A 25,085-nucleotide genomic window follows, 5' to 3' on the forward strand; every position below is an offset into this window, starting at 1 on the left:
CGGCCGTGGCCACGGTGTCGATCAGGTCCGGTTCACGGCCCGCCCCACGCGCGCCAGGCGGTCGGGGTGGGCAAGGTACTCCGGGAACGTCATGTACATGTCGTAGTGTTTTTCGCCTGCCAGCTCGAGCACCCTCTGCGCGAGGGACTCGACGAACTGTACGTCGTGGCACGCAAAGACCATGGATGCCTCCGTTTTGAGGAGTCCGTTGTTGAGGGCGGTGATCGATTCCAGATCCAGGTGATTTGTGGGCTGATCCAGCAGCAGGCAGTTGGGATCTTGCAGCATCAGCCGTGAGAACATGCACCTGACGCGCTCGCCGCCGGAGAGCACGCTCACCTTCTTGTGCGCATCGTCGCCCGAGAACAACATGCGCCCCAGAAACGAACGAATGAACGTCTCGTCTTGCACGTTCGGGGCGTACTGGCGCAGCCAGTCGATCACGGATTTTCCGCTGGTAAAGTACGCGTTGCTGTCCTTGGGGAAGTACCCGCGGTGCACCGAACGCCCCCAGGTGACACTGCCAGAATCGGGCGCTGCTTCGCCCGACAGCACCTCGAGCAGGCTCGAGACGGCGCGATCGTCGCCGACCAGCGCCATCCGCTCTCCGCGTCCGAGCGAAAAGCTGAGGTTCTTGAACATCACCTCGCCCCCCACGCTCCGGGTCAGGCGTTCGACCGTAAGAACCTCCTTGCCCAGCTGCCGTTCGGTCTTGAATTGGATGAAGGGGTACTTGCGTGACGAAGGCCTGATGTCTTCCAGGGTGATCTTGTCCAGGAGGTTTTTGCGCGACGACGCCTGACGTGACTTCGAGGCGTTGGCGCTGAACCGCTGGATGAAGGTCTTGAGCTCCTTGATCTGCTCTTCCTTCTTTTTGTTGGCCGCTGCACGCTGTCCGAGCGCCATCTGGCTGGTCTCGTACCAGAACGTGTAGTTACCCGTGTACAGCGTGACCTTGCCGAAGTCGATGTCGGCGATGTGGGTGCACACCTTGTCGAGGAAGTGGCGATCGTGGGAGACCACCACGACCGTGTTTTTGAAGTTCAGCAAGAACTCCTCGAGCCACAGGATCGAGTCCACGTCCAGGTGGTTCGTGGGCTCGTCGAGCAGGAGAATGTCGGGGTTGCCGAAGAGAGCTTGCGCCATCAGCACCCGCACTTTTTCGCCGTCCGAGAGCTCCTTGACCAGGCTGCCGTGTTTGTCGGCTGCGAGGCCAAGTTCACTCAGCAGCTTGGCGGCCTCGGATTCGGCGTTCCAACCGTCGAGATCGGCGAAGGCCGCCTCGAGCTCGCCCGCTCGTGTGCCGTCAGCCTCGCTGAACTCGGGCTTGGCATAGAGCGCCTCTTTTTCCCGCATGATCTCGTAGAGGCGCTTGTGCCCCATGATCACGGTCGCCAGGGCAGGCACCTCGTTGAACGCGAAATGGTCCTGGGAGAGCATGCTCATCCGCTTGTCGGGGGGAATGTTCACCTCGCCCGCGGTCGGCGTGAGCTTGCCTGCCAGGCACTTCAAGAAAGTCGATTTTCCCGCGCCGTTGGCGCCGATGAGGCCGTAGCAGTTCCCGGGGGTGAACTTGGCGTCCACCTCTTCGAAAAGGACCTGGCTGCCGAAGGAGACCGAGAGACGTTGGACGGTGATCATGAGCGGTGGAGGTGTTTACGCCACCGCACCAGGTCGTTCAACGCGCATGTGCTCTCGTTTACATCGAAAGGCGGCGGCGTGAGCTCGTCTGCTTACGCCGCGTCGCATTGTTCTTGGGCCGCCCGGAGGGCCCAGAGCCTCGCCTCAGGCCGCGATGGCGGTTGCCGGTGTGGTGGCAGCGGCGGGGTCTCGCGCGGTGACCAAGAGCAGTGCCGGCAAGAACACGAGATCCACGACCAGGGCGGTGGTCAAGATCACCGCGGTCATGATCCCAAAGTAAACGTTCGGACTGAAGCTGCCGAAGGCCAAGGTCCCAAATCCCACCACCAGAACCACGGTGGTCACGGTCAGCGCCTTGCCGGTTTCCGAAAACACGCGCACGAGCGCCGCCCGCGGACCAAGGCCCTCGCTCACGAAGCGCTGAAAGTTGGCCATGATGTGAATCGTGTCGTCCACCGCGATGCCCAGGCAGACGCTGCAGACGAGTACAGTGCCAAGGTCGAGGTCGTGTCCCAGAAAGCGCAGGACCGCCCCGCCCACGATGAGGGGAATCAGATTGGGGATCATCGCGATGACCCCAAGGCGGGCTGAGCGCAGGAACACGGCCAGGAGAACCCCCACCGCCACCACCGCCAGGAACACGGATGTGATGAAGGACTCCACCACGTAGCGGTTCATACCTTGGTAAAGCAAGCTCTTGCCGGTGACGTGAGCTTCGAGGCCCAGCGCGCGGGCCCGGTCTTCCATCTCGGCCGCCCGGCGCATCCACGTCTCCGAGTCCGTGATGCCACTCAATACGGTGATGCGAAGGGCGTCGTTCTTCACCGTCATGCGGTCGTTCAAGTCCTGGCCCTGGGGAAGCCCCATCGTGTAGAGGAAGAGCTCTTGCGCGACGGTCTCACGGTCTGCCGGCAGGGTGTAGGCGCCCTGGGCGTTGGCGTTGAGAGCGCGGTTGGTTTGGCGAAGGATGTCGACCACGGACACCGTGCGGACCATGCCCGGTATCTTCTGGATGTCGCGTTCGAGGCGCTCCACTTTTTTCAGAAAAGCGGGGTCTTTGATGCCATCTTCGGCCCCTGCGGAGACCACGAGTTCGAAGGCCTGTTGGTAGCCGAGATGCTCCCTCATGAAGTCGCTGGCGTCCCGCAGCGGGTAGCCGGGGCTGAAGTACTTATAAGGATCGGAGTTGACGCGGTTGCCGAAGGTCAGTGCCAGGGCAGCCACCGTCAGCAAGCCGGTGCCCATCACGATGGGCCAACGGCTTCGATGAACCAGGGCGACGAAGCCACTCGCCCAGAGGCTGGACTGTTCCCGCGACGTGGCGGCCGAGACGTTTCGCCGCGACCAAGAGGGCAGGACAACAATCAGAGGGCCGAGCAGGAGGTAGGTCAATACCCACGCCACGAGCGTTCCCACGCCCGCCAGAATGCCAAGGCCAAAAACCGGCTTGAGCTCCGCCGTAAGGAAGGAGAAGAAGCCCACCGCCGTCGTAAACGACGTCATGAAGGTAGGCCCAAAATTCTTTGCCAAGGCCTCGAACGCAGCCTCTCTGGGACCGAGCCCTTCGGCTCTTCGCCGATAGAACGCGGCCAAGATGTGTACCGAATCGGCGATGCCCACGGCGATGAGGACCTCGGGCAAAACCGAGGTGACCACCGTGACCTCGATACCCACCAAGCCCGCGAAGCCAAAAGCGGCGACGGTGCTGGCTCCCACCACCACGAGCGGCAGCACGACGCCTTTGCCGCCCCGCAGGGCCAAAGCCAGCAACAACACGATGAGGCCCACCACGATGGGGATCAGGGTCTGGAGATCCTTTTCGCTGCTCTCCTTGAACGAATGGTTCACGGCGGGGCCGCCCGAGATGTGAAACACGTGGTCTCCAGACGCCAGCTGCCCGATCAGCTTCCGGGTCTCGCCCACGATGGAGGCGGCGTCCGAGGGCGTCTCGAACGCCGGCTTGATGCGGGCGTGCAGCACGGCCGTCTTTCCGTCGCGGCTCACGAGGTAGTCAGGGACGGTTTCGTGGGCCAGCGCGATCCGGCGTCGTTCGGCCACGAAGGCCGCATCGTCCGCGCGCTCCGCCGGAAGCAAGTCCTCCACCGCGATGTCGTCGCCATCGGCATGAACCCACTGAAAGTTCGTGAGGGAATCCACCCGGATCACCTCGGGGATCTGCCAGAGGCCCGCCGTGAGTTGCCCGAGCAGTTTGGTGGATTCGGCGTCGAAGATGCCCGACGGGCTGTGCACGATCACCATGTGGTCGTCGTCGTTGCCGAAGCGCCGCTCAAAGGCATCGAGCCGCTTCATGAGCGGGTTGTCGCGCTCGAAGAACGCGGTGTGATCGAAGTTGGGTTTGATCTGGGGCAGGCCCACCGCCAGGCCGGCCAGGATCACGAAGGCGATTCCCAGGGACTTCCAGGGAGCAGACGTCACGAAATGGGCCACGCGCGACGCGAGGCTCGAGGGTGCTTTGAAGGCGTTCGGGGATTTGTTGGACATGGCGTTCGTCTTCCTTGTTTGGTCGAGACGGGTGGTTTGTGCCGATGGCTCAGAAGTATCGGTTCAGGTTCAGGAACAACTGGTGCGCGCCGTTCCAGCGCTCGAAGCCCACGGGCGCCCCTGGGACCTTGGGCGGCACGCGCAGGATGCGCAGACCCACGCTGAGGCCGAAGGTCTCGCCGAGCCGCTGGCTCATGCTCGCGGACACGAGAAACTCTTGCGGCCGCTCGACGTCCACGAGAACACCCACCAAGGCGGTGCGGCTGCTTTCGTCGTTGGCCGAGAGCCGGTAGCCCACGAAGACGTCGTTTTGAAACAGCTCGAGCTGTCGCCTTTGCTCTTTTTCAGGGCCAAACAGCACCTGGCCTTCGGTGAGCCACGTGCTGTCGGCACCGCTTTCGTGCGTGAAGGTGTACTCGAGGCCCGCGGCCACGATCGTGTGGTCCCGCTCGGGAAGCGGGCCGCCCGGGTTGTCGCCCTCGGCATCGCGGTAGCGTCGGTGCACCGCCTCCACCTTCACCATGACGGGGCCAAGAACGTGGGCGTAGGTGCCAGCCACCTCCGTGGCGTATTGGAAGAGGGGACGCACTTGTCCCGTGAGGGCGTCGGCAACGACGAGTGGATGCAGACGATCCAGGTGTTGCAGCACGTGCACGCCGAAGTCGGCATCGCCCAGGGTTTGGGTGAGGCGTGCCGCCCACTGCATCCCCAGGCTGTCGTCGGTGAGCGCCCCGCCGCGATCGAGATACATCGCTTCCCCCAAGGGTAGGCCGGGCGGGACGAGGGACAGCCGTGATCGCACGGAGGGCAGGCGCGAGCCTCCGTGAACGGGGAGGGCGTACACCGCCACGTCACCTTGAAACAAGCGGACCCGTAGCTGTGCCATGGGCTCGCCGAGTTTCTCGAAGCTCTCGGGGTTGCTGTCGAAGTTGCGGCTGTTGAACACATCCGCGGGATGGAACGCCTCGAGCGCCGTCCATGTCACCATGTCCACGCCCAGTCTCAACCGGACGCGCCCGAGCCGGGCCTCGGCCCAGGCCTCTTCGGCAACCAGCACGCTGCGCAGGCGATCCAGCCCATCGTGCCGCGTGAACACGCGCAGACGGGTCGAGACGCGCTCCGCCTCAGCGTCGACCTGTAAGCGCCCGGCGGCGGCGATGCCCGCTTCCTCCGTGGCTTCGATGTCGTCGGGCAGGAAAACACGGGTTTCGGTGCCCAGAAATCCCCGGCTCTCGAGCTCCGCCCCGCGGGCCACGCCGGCGTGCACCGCCGCCAGCGTGGTGAGGGTCAGGATCCATCTCAAGGCCGCGCGTGCCACATACCGCAACCGCATGGGTCAGCCCTCGAGCTCGCTGCTCTCGAACGCCGAGGCGGGCGGCGCCGTGCCGAGCGTGCGCTCCGACCAGACGAGCCGCGACGACTTTTTCGTCTGGTGATTCACCGTTTCGATGGCGCCCGCACGCCAGAACTTGCCGTACTGCTGGTAGTTCGAGAACGTGGCCGTCTTCAGCAAAACGCCCTTGCGATCGTAGTACTCGATCTTGAGCGGGTTCTTGTACGTCTTGTCGAGCCACAACACCTGCCGGCTGTACCCGCTGTTGCTATCGACGGGCACGCGTTCGACCTTCCATACGTCTCGCCCGCCGAGGCTCTCGTCGGCCAGGTGCTTGTGCGTGTACTTTTCCACCTCCTGGCTGCCGAGGTCTTCATAGGCAAACTCGCTACCCATGAAGGAGCCCGCCTTGTTGCGGCCATTGATGCGCTTGGTGCGCTTGATGGCCGGCAGGTAAAGCCACTGGTCGTCGTCGTCGCGCTTGTGTGACCACGTCAGCATGCGTGTGCCCTTGACGTCCGCGGGCCATGCGAACTCGACACGCGATTTGTCGCCGTCGCTTTCCTCTTCGCGCGTCTCGGAGGTCATGCGACGGGTGGTCCGGTCGCCGTGGGCGTTGACGAGCTCCATGTCCATGCGGGCCCGCTCGCCGCGAAAGCCGCTGTTGGCCTTGTCGACTTCGCGCGCGATCTCGAGACCTCGGGCCTCGGGGCTTGGGGCGGCCTCGGCCGTGGCGGCCAGAGGAAGCAGCAGAATGAAGGGGACAGTCAGCGGGTGCATCGGGCTCTCCTGGTTGATTGGTGAGTGTTTACTTATGATTGGAACGTTTTTAATGTGTGAACGTTTACTTACTAAAAGGAGCTAGCGAAGGCCTCGGCAGGGCGGCGCCGCTTCAGTTTTGCCCGGGCGCGCCCGCGGCCAGGAGCCGGAAGGCTTCTGGATTGAAGTGGGCCGCGATCGCCTCGTGGCGCACCCCGATGCCCCTCAGGGCAAAGCGGGTCGTCGCATCCTGGAGGGCTTCTCCTGCCACGGGCAGAGGCTGCACCGGGGGGGTGACCAAATAAAAAGAGGACAGGCCGAAGGCCAAGTGATGGGCCAGCCAGACGCCCACGTCCGGCTCCGGGGCGTCCGGAACCAAATCCCCCGCCGCGCGGGCGCCGTGCCAGCAACGGGTCAGCTTGTCCACCCAGGGAGCCGAGGCCTGCTTCAGGAATCCGCGTGCGAAGTTTCCCGTCTCGAGCAGGCTGCGCAGCAGCAGTTGTTTGGTGGCCCGTTGGGCCTCCGATACGGAAGGCCCCCCTGAAACACGGCGCACCACGAGATAGACGGCCAACACCAAGGTGCTCGTCGTGTCGGGCAGCCTTCCGAGCCGTTCCACATCCTCGGCGTTGCCCGCGAGGCAGGTGCACTGCACCTCCGCGAACAACGCATCTTTACTGGGAAAATGGCGGTAGAGCAGGGCTTCGGAGACACCGGCCGCTTCGGCGATTTCGCGCGTTTTGACGCCCTCGAGGCCTTTGGCAGCAAAGAGCGGAATGGCCGCGCTGAGAATCGAGGCACGACGCTCGTCCGCGTCCATCTTTTTCGCTGCGGGAACCATGAGCTGTTCTCAATGTAGAAGTAAGCGGTTACTTAGTCAAGGGGTGTTCCGCTCCTCCTCATCCTGAAGTCGCGCCAAAGGCCGTGTCCCGCGCTTGAAGCGGCTCGGCTTTTCCGCCACTCTCACGCCGTGTTTGCTCTCCCTGGCAATTCCGCGTTTTCGGCCGCCCGTCTGGCCAAGCAGCTGGCTCGGGTTCAGGCCCAAAATCCGGAGGTCACGGGCCTCGACGCCCGTTTCATCCATCTGGTGGAGCTTCGCGCCGAGCTCACGGCGGAGGACAGGGCCACCCTCTCCCGTCTTTTGCACTACGGCCCCCGCGAGGAGCTGACGGAACGCGAGGGGGAACGGTTCTGGGTGTTGCCGCGCTTCGGCACCATATCGCCCTGGTCCTCGAAGGCCACGGACATCGCCCACCTCTGCGGGCTTGCGGGCGTGCGCCGGATCGAGCGAGGCATCGCGTACACCGTCGTGGGGCGGATCATGGACCGCCCGTCGCTCGAGGCCAGCCTTCATGATCGGATGACCGAGGTGGTGATCGACGCCATGGAGGACGCGGCCCGGCTGTTCGCGCATGCCGACCCGCGGCCGCTTGCCACGGTGGACGTGCTCGGCCAAGGCCGCGCCGCGCTCGAGACCGCCAACGGCACGTTGGGCTTGGCCCTGGCGCCCGACGAGATCGACTACCTCGTACACAGCTTCGTGCAGCTCGGGCGCAACCCCACGGACGTGGAGCTGATGATGTTCGCGCAGGCCAACAGCGAGCACTGCCGCCACAAGATCTTCAACGCCGCGTTTGTCATCGACGGTGAGCCGCAGCCGGACTCGTTGTTTCGCATGATCCGACGCAGCACCGAGGCGAGCCCCAAAGGCGTGCTGTCGGCCTACAAAGACAACGCCGCCGTGATTGAAGGCTCGGAGGGCGGCCGCTTTTTCCCGCATCCCGACACGGGCGTCTACGCCGCTCATCGCGAGCCGGTGCACATCTTGATGAAGGTCGAGACGCACAACCACCCCACGGCGATCTCTCCCTTTCCGGGGGCGTCGACAGGCTCAGGCGGTGAGATCCGGGACGAGGGGGCGACAGGCCGGGGCTCGAAACCCAAGGCAGGGCTGGCGGGCTTCTCCGTATCCAACCTGAGACTGCCCGAGGCGCTGCAGCCCTGGGAGGCCGAGTACGGCAAGCCCGCACGTATCGCCTCTGCGCTCGACATCATGCTCGAGGCGCCGCTGGGCGCCGCGGCCTTCAACAACGAATTCGGACGCCCCAACCTCACGGGCTACTTTCGTACCTTCGAGCTGGAGGTGCCGGGCGTCAACGGGCCCGAGGTCCGGGGCTACCACAAGCCCATCATGCTGGCGGGTGGCCTTGGCAACATCCGCGCCGGGGACGTCGAAAAGCAGGAGATACCGCCCGGCTCGCCCCTCATCGTGCTGGGCGGGCCCGCGATGTTGATCGGCCTCGGCGGAGGTGCGGCTTCGTCGATGGCGCAGGGGGCCTCGCACGAGGACCTCGATTTTGCTTCGGTCCAGCGCGACAACGCCGAGATGGAGCGGCGCTGCCAGGAGGTCATCGATCGCTGCTGGGCGCTGGGTTCCGACAACCCCATCCTGTCCGTGCACGACGTGGGCGCGGGGGGACTCTCGAACGCCCTGCCTGAGCTCGTTCATGGCAGCGATCGGGGGGCCGTGTTCGAACTGCGAAAGGTTCCCAATGACGAGCCCGGCATGTCTCCGCTCGAGATCTGGTGCAACGAAGCCCAGGAACGCTACGTGCTGGCCGTGTCGGCGAAGGGTCTGGCACGCTTCGAGGCGCTGTGCCAGCGTGAGCGCGCCCCTTACGCGGTGTTGGGGGTGGCGACGGCGGAAGGTCACCTCACGGTCAATGACAGTCACTTCGGCAACAAGCCCATCGACGTGCCGCTGGGCCTCATTCTGGACAAGCCACCGAAGATGGTTCGCAACGTCACGCGGGCCGAGCCCAAGCTGACGCCTGTCGCCTTTTCCGGTGTGGACGTGGCCGAGGCCGTGCAGCGCGTGCTGCGCCTGCCCACGGTGGCAGACAAGACCTTTCTCATCACCATCGGCGATCGCTCCGTCACGGGGCTCGTGGCGCGCGACCAGATGGTGGGGCCTTACCAGGTGCCGGTGGCCGATGCGGCGGTCACCGCGACGAGCTTCGACACGTACGCGGGCGAGGCCATGGCCATGGGTGAGCGCACCCCGTTGGCCCTGGTGAATGCCGCTGCCGCCGCGCGCATGACCGTGGCCGAAGCGCTGACCAACCTGGCGAGCGCGGACGTGGCCACGCTTGGTCAGATCAAGCTCTCGGCCAACTGGATGGCCCCCGCGGGGGCGCCCGGCGAAGACGCCAAGCTCTACGAGGCGGTCAAGACGGTGGGCACCGAGCTCTGCCCCGCCCTGGGGATCGCGATCCCCGTGGGCAAAGACAGCATGTCCATGCGCACGGTGTGGAGCGAAGCAGGCACGAGCAAAGCCGTCACGGCGCCCCTGTCCCTGATCGTCAGCGCCTTCGCACCCGTGGCAGACGTGCGCAAGACCTGGACGCCTGCCTTGACGTCTGGACCTGAGCCCACGCGTTTGCTCCTGCTCGACCTGGCCGATGGGCGAGAGCGCCTGGGCGGTTCAGCGTTGGCGCAGGTGTTTGGTCAGCTGGGCAACGAAGCGCCTGATCTCGATGATCCCGAGCGGCTCACCGGGTTCTGGCTCGCCCTTGCAAAGTTGCGCGCGGGCGGGCGCGTCTTGGCCTACCACGATCGCTCCGACGGAGGGCTCTTCGTCACGCTCGTGGAGATGGCCTTCGCGGGCGGCGTGGGACTCTCGGTGTCGGTGGACGAGCTCCAAGGCAGCACGCTCGGCGCGCTCTTCGCCGAAGAGCTGGGCGCGGTGGTGCAGGTCCCCCTGTCCGCCGTGGCCGAGGTCCAAGCGGCGTTTGCCGGTACGGGCGTCAAGGTGCGGGATGTGGGCACGCCGCTCCCCGAAGACCGCGTCGTCGTTCAATCGGGTGGCCAGGTGATCTTCGAGAGCTCGCGCTCCGCCTTGCGGGCGGCATGGTCAGAGACCACCTTCCATATGCAGAGCCTGCGGGACGATCCCGCCTGCGCGGAAGAAGAGCAGGCCGAGCGCACCGACGCCTCCGATCCGGGGCGCAGCGCGCGGCTCACCTTCGATGCCGCTGCCGACGTCGCAGCGCCCTTCATCGCCACGGGTGTTCGCCCCCGTATGGCCATCCTGCGCGAGCAGGGTGTGAACGGCCAAATCGAGATGGCGGCCGCCTTCGATCGCGCGGGGTTCGAGGCGGTGGACGTGCACATGAGCGACATTCTCGAGGGTCGAATGACCCTGGCGTCGTTCAAGGGCTTGGTGGCTTGTGGCGGCTTCTCTTACGGCGACGTTTTGGGGGCAGGAGAGGGCTGGGCGAAGTCGATCCTGTTCAATGCGCGGGCCCGCGACGTGTTCGAGGTGTTCTTTCGCCGGGCCGACACCTTTGCGCTCGGCGTGTGCAACGGCTGCCAGATGATGTCGAACCTGCACAGCCTCATTCCCGGTGCCGAGCTGTGGCCGCGTTTCGTGCGCAACCGCTCGGATCGCTTCGAGGCCCGATTGCCGCTGCTGCGTATGGAGACGACGCCGTCGCTCTTCTTTGCGGGCATGGAAGGCTCGCAGCTTCCGATCGCTTTGGCCCATGGCGAGGGCCGCGCCGAGTTCCGTGACGAGGGCCACCTTCAGGCGTTGGAGTCTGCGGGACTGGTGGCGGCGCGCTTCGTGAACAACCGAGGCGCCGTGGCCACGACCTACCCCGCCAACCCCAACGGCTCCCCGCAGGGGATCACCGCCGTCACCACCACTGACGGGCGTGTCACCGTCATGATGCCGCACCCGGAGCGGGTGTTTCGGACGGTTTCACTCTCCTGGCATCCCGAAGGGTGGGGCGATGACAGCCCCTGGATGCGCATGTTCAGGAACGCGCGCGTCGCCGTGGGGTGAGCAATCCCTCCGGCAGAGGCGAAACGGTCCCGCAACGCGAGGGCCACTCCTGGGGCCCCCGTGGCGCCGGGAAAAGTGGCCCCGGATGCATTCGGCGCGTGCGCGGAGGGGGCAAAAAATGATATGCACCAACCCTACACCCCCAAAAAGAGCAAGCTGACATGCAAAAACTGAAGTTGAAGCCCGGCGTCATCACCGGAAACGCCCTGACCGAGGTTTTCGATTACTGCCAGAGCGTGCCCTGCGCGCTTCCCGCCGTGAACGTCATCGGCAGCAACTCGATCAACGCTGCCCTCGAGTCTGCGCGCCAAGCGAAGGCGCCCATCATCATCCAGTTCTCGCAGTCCGGTGCCCAGTTCGTGGCCGGCAAGTTCCTCGACAACGGCAAGCAGCAGGCTTCCATCGCAGGCTCCGTGGCCGGTGCGGCAAACGTGCGCCACCTGGCCCAGGCCTACGGAGTGCCCGTGATTCTGCACACCGATCACGCCGCCAAGAAGCTGTTGCCCTGGGTGGACGGCATGCTGGAAGAGGGAGAGCGCTTCTTCGCCGCTCACAAGGAGCCGCTCTTCTCGTCGCACATGCTGGATCTGTCCGAGGAGCCCCTGGACGAGAACCTCGAGATCTGCCGCCACACGCTGTCGCGCATGGCGAAGCTGGGCATGACCCTCGAGATCGAACTCGGCGTCACCGGCGGAGAAGAAGACGGCGTGGACAACAGCGACGTCGACAGCTCGCGTCTCTACACGCAGCCCTCTGAGGTACTCAAGGCGTACGACGCGCTCTCTGCGGTGGGTAAGTTCACCGTGGCCGCCTCGTTCGGCAACACGCACGGCGTCTACAAGCCCGGCAACGTCAAGCTGCGTCCCGAAATCCTCCGCAACTCGCAGGACCACATCAAGGCCGAGCGCAAGACCGGGGACAAGCCCGTTCACTTCGTGTTCCACGGCGGCTCGGGCTCGACCCCCGAGGAGATTCGTGAAGCGGTCTCCTACGGCGTGGTGAAGATGAACATCGACACCGACACGCAGTGGGCCTTCACCCGCCCCATCAAGCAGTACATGGACAAGTACGACGGCTACCTCAAAAGCCAGCTGGGCAACCCCGAAGGCGAAGACAAGCCGAACAAGAAGCAGATCGATCCCCGCGCCTGGCTGCACCTCGGTGAAAAGGCCGTGGCCGAGCGGCTGGTCGAGGCGTTCAAGGACCTGAACGCGTTCGGTCAGTTCGACTTCTGAGCCCACGCAGGGCTTGCATGGGAGCGACGAAACGCTCCCGCTCGTAAATGGCGCCGAGGAGCCCCCTCCCGGCGCCTTTTCGAGTTTTGGGGCCGACGCCCTACCGGGGCCCCTCGTGCTCGTCTGACGCACGGGAAGCTGGCGTCCAGGCATTCGGTGCATCAACCTAGGGCCGCGTGGCGCGTAAACGATCCAAAGTTCCTCCCGAAGATCGGGCTCGCAATCCGAAGCTGTCGCTTGCGCGTCTAATGACGTTGGCCAAGCCCGAGTGGCGTCGCTTGGGGTTGGGTACGTTGTTCCTGGTGGTCGGTAGCGGCGCGTCTTTGGCCTTTCCTCAAGGCATCAGGATGGTGATCGACCAGGCTTTGGGGGGAGCAAGGGCGCAGTCCCTGGATCGGGCGGCTTTGCTGATGGCGGTCATAGCGCTCGTTTTTGGGCTCTCGATCGCCTGTCGTTACGTGCTCTTCACGGTCGCCGGGGAGCGCATCGTGACGAACCTTCGTCTGCGCCTATACCGTTCGATCCTGGACCAGGAGGTGGGCTTCTTCGACGCCCGCCGCACCGGTGAGTTGACGAGCCGCCTGTCCTCGGACACGGCCGTGCTGCAAAACGCAGTCAGCGTCAACGTGTCGATGGCGCTGCGAAGTGCCGCGCACGCCGCGGGCGGCATCGTATTGCTCCTCATCACGTCGCCCCTCCTTACGGGGATCATGTTGGCCGTGGTGCCCGCCGTGGCGATGGGCGCGGTGGTCTACGGTCGACGCGTCCGCAGCTTGGCGCGCGATGTTCAGGACGCCCTGGCCGGCGCCAGCGAGATCGCCGAGGAGAGCATTGCGGGGCTTCGCACCGTGCGCTCGTTTTCGGCCGAGCCGAAGGAGGCGGCGCGGTACAGCACTGCGGTCGAGCGCGCGTTCGTGTTTGCGCGTCGCCGCATCTTTGCGGGGGGCACCTTCATGGCGGTCGCTTCGTTTGCGGCCTACGCCTCGGCCGTCCTCGTGTTCTGGTACGGCGGCCGTCTCGTGGCGTCCGGCGGCATGACAGTGGGACAGCTCACCTCGTTTCTGGTCTACACCCTCATCGTGGCGTTCGCGCTGGGTGGCCTCGCTGACCTCTGGGCCGACTTCATGCGGGCCGCGGGGGCCGCCGAGCGTGTCTTCGACCTGATGGAGCGACAGCCTGCCATCCCGCCGCACGGAGGTCTCGTGCTCCCCGCCGTGCGCGGAGAGGTCGAGCTACGCAACGTCAGCTTCGCTTACCCCACGCGCCCGGACGTCGCGGTGTTGAGCGGCCTCGACCTGCGTCTGTCGCCTGGCGAGATCGTGGCCGTGGTGGGACCTTCGGGGGCCGGTAAGTCCACCGTCGCGGCGCTCATGACGCGGTTTTACGACCCCGGCGCAGGAGACGTTTTGTTCGACGGACACGACGTGCGGAGCCTGGATGCCCGCTGGCTTCGTCAGCGCATCGGCGTGGTTGCGCAGGAGCCCGTCCTGTTCTCCACCAGCATTGCAGAGAACATTCGCTACGGGCGCCCTGAAGCCTCTACCGAGGACGTACAGGAAGCCGCGCACGCCGCCAACGCCCACGACTTCGTGCTGCGCTTCCCGCAAGGGTACGACACCGCCGTGGGCGAGCGGGGTGTACAGCTCTCCGGGGGACAAAAGCAACGCATCGCCATCGCCCGCGCGCTGCTCAAGGATCCTCGCCTGCTGATCCTGGACGAGGCCACGAGCGCGCTCGACGCCGAGAGCGAACACCTCGTGCAGGAGGCGCTCGAACGACTGATGAAGGGACGGACGACGCTCATCATCGCGCATCGGCTGTCCACCGTGATGCGCGCCGATCGCGTGGTCGTGCTCGATCGCGGCCGCGTGGTGCAAGACGGCCCCCACGCCTTGCTCGTCAAACAAGACGGAATTTACCGTCGTCTCGTCGAGCGCCAATTTGCAGGCGGCCCTTCTTGAGTTACGATATCTACACACTGTTCCATTGCGGAACGCCAGAGCTGAGGGGGTTGAAGGTGGCACGAGAGGAAGACACGATCGTCGACGAGGCGGCGTTGTTGGACGCCATGGGTGGCGATTGGGAGACGGTGCATGCCGTGGTGCGTACCTTCACCCGGGCTCTCAAGGCTTACCGGCTCGAGTTGAGTGAGACAGTAGCCCGCGGTGAGCCAAAGGCCATTCGCGAGGTGGCCCACAAGCTCAAGGGCACTCTTGCCAACCTCAGGGCACCAAGCGCCCGCGCCTTCGCCGAGGCTCTGGAGCTCGCCGCTCAGGAAGGACGCACCCAAGAGTTCGCGGCCCTCGGCGCGTCCCTCCTCTCAAGCATGGGCGCAGTGGAGCGGGTGCTCTCCACGGAGCGCTTCTTGGGCTCCGACGCGTAGGTCAGGCCAAGCCGGCGAGGGGGCCGGTGCAGGCCTCGGGCGCGCCGAACGAGTTGATGTTGACGCCCATCCCATTCGCGAGCGACACGAACAGATTGCTGTGTGGGGTGCCGTTCAGCTTCAAGTGGCGCCCGGTCCTGATCGCGCCGCCCAGGCCACCCACGATGGTCCAGCGGTGGTCGTTTTTGTCGTGGCCGCCGCTGGCGATCTGGCCCGTCCAAACGATGGCTGAGTTGTCCAGGGCTGTCCCGTTCCCTTCGGGGATCTCGTCGAGGGCCTTGGCCAAACGGGCCATCTGTTTGAAGTAGTTGGTTTGTGAGTCTTGCACCTTGTCGACGCCAGTGCCGCTGGTCTTGTCTGACGTCTGGTGGCAAAGGTCATGCTGATTGTTGACGCCGTCGATGGGAGGCATGCCGACCAGCAAGGTGAACACCCGGGTCATGTCACAAGCCGCAGCGATCTTGATGAGGTCGAAGTTGACGGCGGCGCGGGCCTCGTAGTCCGCCCTGTTGTTGGCGTACTCAGCGTTCGACGGCGTGGTCCCCGGCTTGTTGCAGGCGGCGCCCGCCTCGAAGCTCGAACCGCCGCTGCCTGGCGCAGGAGCCAAGCGCAGCTCCAGATCGCGAATCAACGTCGCATGGTGGTCGAATTTGTCAGCCTGCTCTTTGGGAAGCCAGGAAGGCAGGCTGGCCTTCACCGAGCCGTACTCGCGCGCCAGGAAATCGAGCACGCTCCTGCGCCGACCCAAAGCAGGGTCGGCTGCGGGCGTTCCGGCATCTCCACCCGGTTGTCCGCCAGGCTTCGTCCAGCCCGCGGGGAACATCTTCTTGAACAAGGTGTCGGCCGTCTCCGTCGACTGCGTGAACAGCGTGTTGGCCTTGGTGTGCACGGGCGTGCTCTCGAGCGTCACCTTCGAGCCGTTTGTGTTCGAGCCTTGCACCGTGTGGACCAGGAACTTGAAGGGCGTGATGATGCCCTTCTTCGCAAGCTCTTCCGACAGGAAGTAGTCGATGCTGGGGCCACCGGCCCGGTCCTTGACGGAGCCTGGCTTCGCGCTGGTGAGCGCATGGATGTTGCCGCTCCAGTGCCCGTTGCTGCCGCCACCGAAAAGCTCGTATGACTTGAAGTTGAGTCCATCGAGCAAAACCGTGCGAGCCTTGAAAGGCTCGAGCGGCGTCTGAAGGGGTCCAAACGAAAACGAGCCCCCGCTGCTCTGAGGTGTCCACAGGGGCCTCAAGACGCCCTGAATCGTGAAAAAGAAAATCACCCTGCGGGGACCTTCTGCAGCGTGAATGCGTGGGCTCCGCAAGAAGGGCAGCAAGTGAGCGGCGGCCCCGGTCCACTTCATCGCCTGGCGCCTGGTTGTCAGCATCGTCCTCATGACATCCTGCTTTCGTGGCTATAGATAGCGTTGGGGTTCAGTCCACGCGGAAACGACGGAAGGCTTCGCTCTTCACGATCGATTTTACGATGTCGCTCATCGAGCCCGCTTGGCCGCCGACCTCTTGGATCACAGGATCGATCACGCAAGCCGCATCGGGCTCCACCGTGCGGCGTGAGAGGTAGGTCGCCCAGTGCGAGACAAAGCAGCGTTGCACGGACGCGCTGTTCGCCAGCCGCTCGGACAGCGATACGGCACCATCGAACGTGCCGTCGAGGTCGACCGTGTTCACGATCGTGCCGGACGCGTCGAGCTCCTTGGTGACGCCCTTGACTTTGACGGTGTCGCGCCAACGGCCCACGGAGTCGTAGTGCGAAAAGGCAAATCCGAACATGTCGAAGGCCAGGTGGCAGCCCCTGCAGCCGTCGACCTCCTCATGGAAGGTCTCGAGGAACTCGCGCTCGGTCATGGGCGCCAGGTCATCTGGGATTTCAGGGAAACGTGCGACGATGTCGGGGGTAGGCTGCGGTGGTTTGTTGCACACCAAGCGGTCGGAGACGAAGAAGCCGCGGCTTACCGGGTGGTCCGTATCCACCTTGGCGTGCTGGGCGAGCCAGCCGGCCTGGGTGAGCAAGCCCGCGCGACGGTCAGCCTTCAGTTGGACCTGGGACAGGTTGCTTCCATTCGCCGAAACGCCCTCGTACACCGGGGCTGTCGTCTGGTTGATGAACCCGTCGCGGCTCGTGAGTAGGTCGGCCACGGAGCCCCCGCGGTCCCAGAAGACGTGCGAGACGAAGCGGGTCAGGCCGTCCCGAAGCCCCTGCTCGAGAGCGTCGCTGTATTCGATGCCCTCCGGATCGCGTGCCAGGTCCTGGAACGTATCGAGGTGCAGCCATTGGCTGTGAAAGTTTGCGACGGATTCTCGTCCGTTCGCCGAGTCCAAGAGCCGCTGCACCTGTTCCGTCAGTTTCGATGGGTCGTCGAGTGCCCCCGCCTCGGCCGCGCTGATGAGCTGTGCGTCTGGGGGTGCGTCCGTGAGCACGAGCGCCAGGCGCGTTGCCAACTCGTTCTGGGTCAGGCGGCGCACCTTGTCGTCTCCCGAAACCGGCTCGCCCACCTCCGTCACGTAGAGGAATTGAGGGGCCTGTACGAAGGCCTCCACCACCATGCGCACGGCGTCTTCGTAACCGTGGGCACCCATCGACTCGTCGAAAAAGCCCTTCCAGCGGTTGGCCTCGTCTGCCGTCAAAGGGCGCCGGAACGCCTTTCGCCCGAAGTCGGAAATGAAGTCGTGACCGCACTTCTTCTGGGCCGCGGCATTGGAGCCCGAACACGATGCCACGGACGTGGCCTGCATCTTGTCCGTCAACAGCCGCGCGCTGCTCTCGAGAAGCGTGATGTCCTCGAGGGTCGTTCCTTGCCCCGCAAAGTTGGCGAAGCCGTCCACGTAGGCCTCGCTCATGCCTGAGACGTCAGGAACCGTGCGGCCCGTCAGCAACGCCTTGACGGCGCGCTGGTATTGGCGTGCGCTCAGGCGGCCCACGAGAGGCTTGCCCAAGGTGGCCTGGTCGCCGCTGCAAACACTCGGGCTGGGGCCTCCCGTGCCACCGGTACCGCCAGGAGCGGGCCCGGGCCCCCTACCGCCGGCGGCTCCGGGTTCGTCGTCGTCCGGGGGCATGGTCACCCCGTCACCGCCGATCTCACCCGAGCAGGCTCCGAGGAGGCTCGCCAAACTGAGGCTGGCGGCACACAGACGTAAGATCGACTTGTTGTGGGGGTACCTAAACTTCACGGTAGTCCTTTCCCCTTGGGAGGAGGAGAGCCCAGACCTACAGTCTAGCGTGTGGGCGCATGGCGCAACACCGCAATCTTTTCGTGTGCGCCGGCCAACACCTGCAAAGACCTCGTTTCCCGCCGTGGCACCCGCGGACCCGCTCCAAAGGCCGTGCCAAGACCTTACAATTGTTAATCTTTTTCTAGATCCTGACAAAAGGCAGACCAAGCGCAACCCTGCCTGCGCAGGCGAACTCTCAGGCGTGATCGAAGCGGCCGTCGACGTGGCGGGCGAAGCGTCCGGCCTCTTTCGGGTGCACGGGGTCGTCCACGGGCCAGGGCCACCCACCGAAGCCGGTCTGTCGGTAATCGACGAGAGCCTGCCGAATCTCCTCCTGGGTGTTCATGACGAAGGGGCCGTGTTGAACCACGGGTTCGCCGATGGGGCGCCCCTGGAGCACCAGCACCTCGGCTGCACCTGCGCCCGTGTTCACGAGAGGCAGCGCTGCGTCGGCCCTCAGGTCGGCGCCGTGTTGGGGCGGCAGGGCGGTTCCGTCCATGTCGAGGTCGCCCCCTGTGAAGAGGTAGAGGGTGCGGTTCACGCTTCGGCTCGCAGGGGGCAGCACGAAGGTGGCGCCCGGGTCCATCCGCAAGGTCCAGATCGCCACCTCGGCCTCCTTGCGGCTGGCCCACGAGCGTGGCGGCGGCGCGGGAGCACGGGAGTCGCCCAGGCTGCCGGCGATCACGGTCACCTCGGTCTTGCGCCCGCGGGCGTCCACGTTCTGCCTGCGCGGCACCTGCCGGCTCCAAAGCATGGAGAAGTGTGGTTCGGCCATCTTGTCTGCGGCGGGCAGATTCAGCCAGATCTGGAAGAGCTCGAGCGGGTTGCGGTGATCGGAATGGACGAGCGGGAACATCTCGGCGTGCACGATGCCCTTACCGGCGGTCAGCCACTGCACGTCACCATGGCCAAAGCGGGCGGTGGCGCCGAGTGAGTCCGAATGGTCGACCAGCCCCTCGCGCACGATCGTGATCGTTTCGAAGCCCCGATGAGGGTGTTGGGGGAAACCGGGGACGACGTCGCCGTGGTACATCCGCCAGCCCTCTTTGCCTTCGAAGTCTTGGCCGAGGGTGCGACCTGACAACGAGCTGGCCGGCCCCAAGCGGGCGTTGCCGGCCGGGTACTGGTCGTCGTGATGGACACAGAAGAGAAACGGATCGGCTGTCTCCCAGGGGAATCCCAGCTTCCGGACGCGAAGAACGGCTTTCGAGGTCATGGGCGCCTTTCGAACGGGCCGGGCGTGCGCGCCCGTACCATGCCTGCGTAGATGCCGGCAGCGCCCGCTGCGTTACGGCGGCGCAGTCCTGAATCAGTCCTTGCGCTCGAAAGGCAGCTTGAAGCTGGACGTCAGGGAGGACACGGACTCGAGCACCCTCACGAGCTCAGGTCCGCAGTTGACCAGACGGACCTCGCCGCCGCATCGGGCGGCGTGAGACTTCAGGTTGGGCATGAGGCTGCCCCTGTCGTGAGCGATTCGCGCAGCCGACCTTCCAAGGCCCGCAAGGTTTACGCAATTGTGGCGGCTTTCGGTTCGGTGGGGAACGGGCGTGCGGTGTAGGCCACGTTTAGCCCTGCGCCCGGCCACCCCGAACAGAGCCAGAGCCGGTACGAGATCTGCAGCGCCTTGGTGTTGACGCGGGTGCTCGACATGCGCGGCCGACCAAAGCCGAGGAGAAGAAGATGATTGGGAAGCGTCAGATACTCGACCTTCAGGAACGGCTCGCACGCTACGAACCGCCGGTGCTGTCCCTCTACGCCACCGTGAACCCGGCGCGCCCCGAGGTGACCCCTCAGGCTGTCCTCATCCGCGTGAAGAACGCCTTGAAGCGAACGCCAGGGCTGCCTGAGGCCATGGTGTCCCGTGTGCTCACGTTTTTCTCCGGCCGCACGCTTGGCAGTCGTTCGTTGGTGCTGTTTGCCGACGACAAGCGCATGGATGCGCTCGAGTTCGAGGTGGAGTTTTTGAACGACACATCCACAGACGCCGTGGAGATTCACTTCGGAGAGCCGTACTTCACGCCTTTGCTCGTTGCGGCCGACCGCTTCGAGCCCTATCTCATCGTGCACGCCGATCGCGATCGGCTGCGTACCTTCGAGCTGCACATGGGGCAGATCGAAGAGCTCTGGAGCGCCTCCCGGGACACCATCGCCGAAGAGGAGGATTCCCTCGAGCCCTCGCAGCGGCGCATGTCGGCGGGCCTGTCGCGGAGCGGGGGCCCGGACGCGCGGAGCCCGTCGACGGCGGGTGTGGCCCGGTCCGGGCCCGACTTCCTGGCCGACCGGGGCGGCGCCGCGGACCAGCTTGCCCGCGAGCACGTTCGCCGCGCCCAGGAGCGCTTCTACAAGGGGAACGTCGAGCGGCTCTCGCAGGCAATCGAAGAACGTGCAATCGGCCGTGTGATCTTGATGGGCCCGGGACGAGACCCTCATGTGTTGCTTGCGCAGCTCCCCACGACGCTGTCGGAACTCGTGGTCGCCGTGTTGCCTTCGCTGTCGAGCGCGAACGGAGCGCCTCGAGAGGTGTTGGAGCGGGTGCGCGACAAGGTGGAAGAGGTCGAAGCGGAGAAGGAAATCGACTTGCTCTCGCGCATCCGCGAGCGCGGCTTGTGGGGGCTCGACGAGTGCCTCGCGGCGCTTCAGCAGGGACGCCTGCACACGGTGGCCGTGCCCGGCGACCTTCATCAGGACGTTTATCTCGATCCCCACACGCGCTTCGTCAGTTTGGGTGAGTCCACCGCGAAGGCCCTGGCCGACGATCCGAAGAAGGCCGACCTGGCCGATCTGCTTCCGGACCTGGCTCGCGCGGGCGGGGCACGCCTCGAGTTCATGCACGAGGAGGCGCAGCGCCGGCTCATCGAAGAGTTCGGGGGCATGGCGGGGCTGCGCCGATGGTGAGGCGTAAAGGGGCGAAGGGCGTCAGAACAAGCCTCCAGCCCGCGCCGTGCGCTCAGGCGAGCAGGGTGGACAGCAAACCCGTACTGTCGGCCAGCTCCGTCCTTGGCACACCGACCGCGGCCAGCGTCGTCAGCCAGAGGTTCGCTAGGGGCGTTCCCGGGGCGCAGCGCACGTGGCCGCGGGGCCGGATGCGCCCCGCGGCGCGCCCCGCGAGCAAAACCGAGAGGTTTTTGTAGTCATGCTTGTCGCCGTCGCTCAGGCCGGAGCCGAAGGCCACCAAAGTGTTGTGTAGAAGGCTGTGCCCCTCCCCGTCGCGGACGGAGGCCAGGCGCGAGACCAAATACGCAAACTGCTGCACGTGAAACGCGTCGATCTTGCCCAGTTTGTCTTGCGCGTCTTCGCGGCTCGCGGCGCTGGCGTTGTGGGAAAGAGGGTGATGGTTTTGCCGATTGGGAAACACGCCCTGGTACAAGCGAGGCGAATCCCACCGCTCGGGGTCGAAGAGCCACGTGGCCACCCGGGTCGTATCGCTTTCGAACGCCAGCACCAGAAGGTCGGCCATGCTGCGCAGGTAGGCGCCCCGATCTTCGGGTGCGTGCGCGGGGGGCACTGCGCCCGCGGGCCGCCTGACGCGGGTGGCTTTTTGCAGGCGCGCTTCCAGCGATCGCACGGAGGACATGTATTCCTCGAGCTTGTGGCGATCTTCGACGCTGGCTTGCCTGTGCAAAGCGGCACTCTCCTGCAAGAGGGCGTCGAGCACACTGGCCGACCCGGGCGCGAAGGCCCCCCCTCCGAAGAGCCGGTTGAACACGGCCCGGGGATCTTTTTCCGCGTCGGCGGCCTGACCCGGTCCGTACCAAGACAGGGCCTCGAAGTACCGGCTTTCCCTGTTGTCCTTGAAGTCGTTGCACGAAAGCTCGAGGGAAGGCAACGGGGTTGCGCTTCCGAGCTGCGCGGCGGCCAGCTGATCCACCGTGGTGTTCGTGGGGTAGGGACCATCGAGGGGTTCCGTGGGTCGTGAACTGGTAAGCCAGCACGACGCCGCCTGGGCGTGCACCTCGGTGCCAGGGGCGAACGCTCGATCGAGACCGGTGAGCACGGTCAGGTGCTGCCGCACGGGCGCGAGCGGGGCGAGCGAGGGCGGCAGGTCGAAGGTTGCGCCGTCTCGGCGGGGTGTCCACGTATCTTGTCTGACGCCGTTGGGAACATAGACGAAGGCGAGGCGGACCGGGGCACGACGCAAGGGTTTTGCCCAGGCGGCGCGGGGGGCGAGGCTCGGAAGCCAGGGCAAAGGAAAAACTGTGCCCGCCGCGCGCAGAAACGATCGCCGCTTCACATTCAAGGGCTGGTCTCCGTCAGCACGTGCCCGGGGCCGATGGGATCTTCGACAAGGCGAAACGGCTGGCTCTCTACGAGCGCGTGAATGATGTCCTTGAGCCTGTAGCCGCCGGGTTCCGTGGCAGCGACGATGGCTTCGATGGCACTGTCGTCGGAGGGCGACACCGGCCGCCCCAGGGCATACGAAAGCAGATGTTCGACGAACCCGCGCACGAAGTCTCGCGGCCGCAAAAGAAGCTGGTCCTTGAGACCCACCGGTCCTTCCCCCTGCCGACCATCCGGCAAGGTGAACGTGGCGTCGATGGGCTGTCCCGCCTCACTGACGACAAGGCCTCCCACACCATCGAAGCGCGCCAGAGCGAACCCCAGGGGATCGATGCGCGCGTGGCAACCCGCGCACGCCGGATCGCGACGGTGTTGTTCGAGCCTGCCCCGAAGCGGAAGACGCTCGTGGACGCTCGGGGGCGCTTCCACAAGCGGAGGCACCGCAAACGGCGGGGGCGGCGGTGGTCTGTTGAAGATGGTCTCGAGCAACCACACGCCGCGCTTGACGGGGCTCGTTCGGCGGGGGCCGGACGTCAAGGTCAAGGTGGCTCCCGTCGTCATGACGCCCCCGCGCTCGCGAGAGGGCAGCGTCAGCCGCATCCACACGGCGTCGTTCCAGACCTTCGGCAGCTTCGTCGGGGGTTTGTCCGGCGGTGCTTTGCGCGTGGCCTCCTCCTGCAAGGCGGCCTCGACGCGCCGGCGTTCGGTCTCGAGTGTAGGCGAGGCGGCCTCGGCAAGGCCGTAGTGACGGGCGAGCCTCGCGTTGACGTACGTGTAAGGGGCGTCGAGCAATTCGAGCACGCTGCGGTTTTCGACGAGAACCGTCTCGAAGAGCAACAACGCCTCGAAAGCCATGGGGCCCGCCAGCGCGTGTTTGTTGAGAGGCCCCCAGTAGTAGCCCGGGAAGGCGCTTTCGTCGGGCCGGGCGCCCGCCAGCTTATCGAGGCCGAGCCACTCGAACGCGAACACCTCGGCCAGCGCTGCCACCTTCGGATCGGCGAGCATGCGATCCACCGCGGCGCTCAAGCCTTCCGCACTTCCGAGCCGATCCTCGAGCGCTGCTTCGCGCAGCCGCGCGTCCGGCAGGGTGCTCCACAAGAAGAACGACAGGCGGCTGGCCACCTCCCATCCATCGAGGGCACGTGGCTGGCCGGGCGTGACCACCGGTTCGGTGCGGTACAGAAAACGTGGCGAGGCCAAGACCGCCACCGCGGCCTGCCCCATGGCCGCCTCGAACGAAGCTCCACGCTGCCGGGCCCGCGCGAACACCCGCAGATAGGGCGCCAGCGGCGTCTCGCCGGGGGGGCGCCGGAACGCCTGGCTGGCGAGGACTTCGAGGCGTTCCTGGGCTGTCGCAACGCTGGCGCTTGCGGGTGCCACTGGCGCCAAAGCGGCGCAAAGGGGGCCCTGGCCCAACGGATGCCGCAGCAAAGTATCGACAAGAGCCTGCATGAGCTCGAAGGTCCGCTCGAGCATGAGCGGCGAGACCCCGAGCGCGTCTGCCTGATTCGAAAACCCATGTTCCGCGCGCCGGTCGACGGGCAGTCCAGCCACCCGAAGGAGCGGCTCGTGCGCTTTGGCGACCCCGGTCAGGGCGAAGAGCGTGGGCAGGCGCCCGCTGTCGGGCTGAAAGTATGCATCGGGTGGTGGAAACGGGTGATTGACCGAGACCACGTCACCCAAGTGGCCGATGAGGTCCTTGAGGGCATTGTTGAACTCGATCCGCGTGAGACGCCGCGCCACGGCTCGCCCCGGTGTGGGCCGCGCGTGGAGCGCCAGTTGGTGCGAGGCAAAGGCCACGAGCTGGTCCCGCTCGCCGGGTGTGGGCTGTCGGAGCTCCTCGTCCGGCGGCATGTCACCCGTGGTCAAGGCTGCGCGCACCCTTTGCCACGCCCGGGCGGCACCTTCGGGTGCGAACGGGCCGATCAGCGCGTCCAGATCGAACCCACCGCGTTGACGTTGCTCGCCATGGCAGGGCGCGCAGTACGTGGCGAGCAGCGCATGCGGCGCTTTCGCCTCGGGCGCGGCCTCGGCTGCGTCACTCGTGCGGGGCCCCACGAAGGCCGTGATCACCCCCAGGAGGGCCACCGCCCCCCATGCCCGGAGGGGCACACGGCGAGGGCGAGCGACGGGGAGCTTGGAGGTCATTCGAGCGAGGGCGATGCCTCCGAGCCTTCGCCAGGGGCCGAGCAACCGAACTTGACAGGTATCAGGTGATCCCGGGCCGCCGGGGCTCGTGGCCGCGGGCGGGTGACCGAGGACACGTCTACAAAGCGGGCCACCGCGGGCCGGTCGAGTAGCGGGCCCCCCGCCGCGTGCCGTTCTGAATCAGGATCTTCGCGGCCACCATGTCCTTCAGCCGAAACGTGGCTTGCGTCGACGTGAGGTTGAAAGCCTCGCGAACGTCGACGTTGGTGATGAACCCGCGCCGCTGGATGAGCGCCTGGAGCCGGGGGTAACCGTCGTTGGGCAGATTGGGCAGGAGGGGGGGCACGGGGGCGTCCGGGTCCTCGGGAAGGGTCCCGCGGGGGGCCTTGCGCAGGTGGGGCGGCGGCTGCAGGAAGGCGTCCGGGAGCACGGGGGGATCCAGGGGGCGCCGGAACACGCCGCCCGACTTGGCGACGAGATCATCAAGAGCGCTTGCGCCCTCGAGAATGCCCCTGACCGTCCGCTGAATCGCGGAGAAGGCCTCGACGAGCGCCGTGCTGGCATCCACGGGATTTTGATCGAACGACGCGCCGTAGGGCGAGGTGGTTTGTTCACGCATGTCGCGGCTGAGATTGAGCCACCAATCGCGAGCGAGCAAGTGTGATTGTGGTCCCTGACCGGGCAGAACGCCCGCGCGTCGGGCCCTGTGGGAGGCCGCCGTCGCCCGTGGGCTCTTGGCCGAGCG

18 protein-coding genes are annotated in these 25,085 nt (G+C 65.7%); 5 read left to right on the forward strand and 13 right to left on the reverse strand.

The window, feature by feature from the left end:
* Positions 1-21 precede the first annotated feature (21 nt).
* From KA712_08810 to KA712_08830, 5 genes are all read right to left on the reverse strand, one after another.
* Positions 22-1,641: an ATP-binding cassette domain-containing protein gene (locus KA712_08810; protein ID MCG5053044.1), complete on the reverse strand. Its 1,620-nt coding sequence runs from the start codon at positions 1,639-1,641 to the stop codon at positions 22-24.
* 144 nt (positions 1,642-1,785) lie between these two features.
* Complete coding sequence (locus tag KA712_08815; GenBank protein ID MCG5053045.1) at positions 1,786-4,143, reverse strand: MMPL family transporter; 2,358 nt, start codon at positions 4,141-4,143, stop codon at positions 1,786-1,788.
* Between the two features lie 49 nt (positions 4,144-4,192).
* Entirely contained in the window at positions 4,193-5,476 is a 1,284-nt protein-coding gene (locus tag KA712_08820) for a hypothetical protein (GenBank protein MCG5053046.1), read from the reverse strand.
* 3 nt (positions 5,477-5,479) lie between these two features.
* Positions 5,480-6,256: an outer membrane lipoprotein-sorting protein gene (locus KA712_08825; GenBank protein MCG5053047.1), complete on the reverse strand. Its 777-nt coding sequence runs from the start codon at positions 6,254-6,256 to the stop codon at positions 5,480-5,482.
* A 112-nt stretch (positions 6,257-6,368) separates the two neighbouring features.
* Positions 6,369-7,076, reverse strand: a complete 708-nt coding sequence (locus tag KA712_08830; protein MCG5053048.1) for a TetR family transcriptional regulator — start codon at positions 7,074-7,076, stop codon at positions 6,369-6,371.
* 129 nt (positions 7,077-7,205) lie between these two features.
* Between KA712_08830 and purL the strand changes: the two genes are divergently transcribed.
* The 4 genes from purL (at position 7,206) to KA712_08850 (ending at position 14,699) form a co-directional block, all read left to right on the forward strand.
* On the forward strand, positions 7,206-11,081 hold the full coding sequence (purL, locus tag KA712_08835) for a phosphoribosylformylglycinamidine synthase (GenBank protein ID MCG5053049.1): 3,876 nt from the start codon (positions 7,206-7,208) through the stop codon (positions 11,079-11,081).
* Between the two features lie 161 nt (positions 11,082-11,242).
* On the forward strand, positions 11,243-12,316 hold the full coding sequence (gene fbaA, locus KA712_08840; protein ID MCG5053050.1) for a class II fructose-bisphosphate aldolase: 1,074 nt from the start codon (positions 11,243-11,245) through the stop codon (positions 12,314-12,316).
* A gap of 248 nt (positions 12,317-12,564) precedes the next feature.
* Complete coding sequence (locus tag KA712_08845) at positions 12,565-14,277, forward strand: ATP-binding cassette domain-containing protein (GenBank protein ID MCG5053051.1); 1,713 nt, start codon at positions 12,565-12,567, stop codon at positions 14,275-14,277.
* 50 nt (positions 14,278-14,327) lie between these two features.
* Positions 14,328-14,699 (forward strand): Hpt domain-containing protein, encoded by a 372-nt coding sequence (locus tag KA712_08850; GenBank protein ID MCG5053052.1) that lies wholly within the window; start codon positions 14,328-14,330, stop codon positions 14,697-14,699.
* A 1-nt stretch (position 14,700) separates the two neighbouring features.
* Here the strand turns inward: KA712_08850 and KA712_08855 are convergent, their stop codons facing one another.
* The 5 genes from KA712_08855 to KA712_08875 all read right to left on the reverse strand — a co-directional run bounded on the left by KA712_08855 (position 14,701) and on the right by KA712_08875 (position 19,564).
* Entirely contained in the window at positions 14,701-16,071 is a 1,371-nt protein-coding gene (locus KA712_08855) for a DUF1552 domain-containing protein (protein MCG5053053.1), read from the reverse strand.
* A 46-nt stretch (positions 16,072-16,117) separates the two neighbouring features.
* Positions 16,118-17,872, reverse strand: a complete 1,755-nt coding sequence (locus tag KA712_08860; protein ID MCG5053054.1) for a DUF1592 domain-containing protein — start codon at positions 17,870-17,872, stop codon at positions 16,118-16,120.
* 238 nt (positions 17,873-18,110) lie between these two features.
* Entirely contained in the window at positions 18,111-19,130 is a 1,020-nt protein-coding gene (locus KA712_08865; GenBank protein ID MCG5053055.1) for a pirin family protein, read from the reverse strand.
* A gap of 93 nt (positions 19,131-19,223) precedes the next feature.
* Complete coding sequence (locus KA712_08870; GenBank protein MCG5053056.1) at positions 19,224-19,364, reverse strand: hypothetical protein; 141 nt, start codon at positions 19,362-19,364, stop codon at positions 19,224-19,226.
* A gap of 56 nt (positions 19,365-19,420) precedes the next feature.
* On the reverse strand, positions 19,421-19,564 hold the full coding sequence (locus KA712_08875; protein ID MCG5053057.1) for a hypothetical protein: 144 nt from the start codon (positions 19,562-19,564) through the stop codon (positions 19,421-19,423).
* A 30-nt stretch (positions 19,565-19,594) separates the two neighbouring features.
* On the opposite strand from KA712_08875, the gene KA712_08880 reads away from it, so the two are divergent.
* Positions 19,595-20,809: a hypothetical protein gene (locus tag KA712_08880; GenBank protein ID MCG5053058.1), complete on the forward strand. Its 1,215-nt coding sequence runs from the start codon at positions 19,595-19,597 to the stop codon at positions 20,807-20,809.
* Between the two features lie 52 nt (positions 20,810-20,861).
* Here KA712_08880 and KA712_08885 read toward each other — a convergent pair whose 3' ends face one another.
* From KA712_08885 to KA712_08895, 3 genes are all read right to left on the reverse strand, one after another.
* Positions 20,862-22,151, reverse strand: a complete 1,290-nt coding sequence (locus KA712_08885; protein MCG5053059.1) for a DUF1552 domain-containing protein — start codon at positions 22,149-22,151, stop codon at positions 20,862-20,864.
* The gene (locus KA712_08890; GenBank protein MCG5053060.1) at positions 22,148-24,340 is read right to left on the reverse strand and encodes a DUF1592 domain-containing protein; all 2,193 of its coding nucleotides are present in this window, start codon (positions 24,338-24,340) and stop codon (positions 22,148-22,150) included. The genes KA712_08885 and KA712_08890 overlap by 4 nt, the downstream gene beginning before the upstream one ends.
* A 118-nt stretch (positions 24,341-24,458) precedes the next feature.
* Entirely contained in the window at positions 24,459-24,959 is a 501-nt protein-coding gene (locus tag KA712_08895; GenBank protein ID MCG5053061.1) for a hypothetical protein, read from the reverse strand.
* Positions 24,960-25,085 lie beyond the last annotated feature (126 nt).

This window comes from Myxococcales bacterium, from assembly GCA_022184915.1.
Taxonomy (GTDB): domain Bacteria; phylum Myxococcota_A; class Polyangia; order Fen-1088; family Fen-1088; genus JAGTJU01.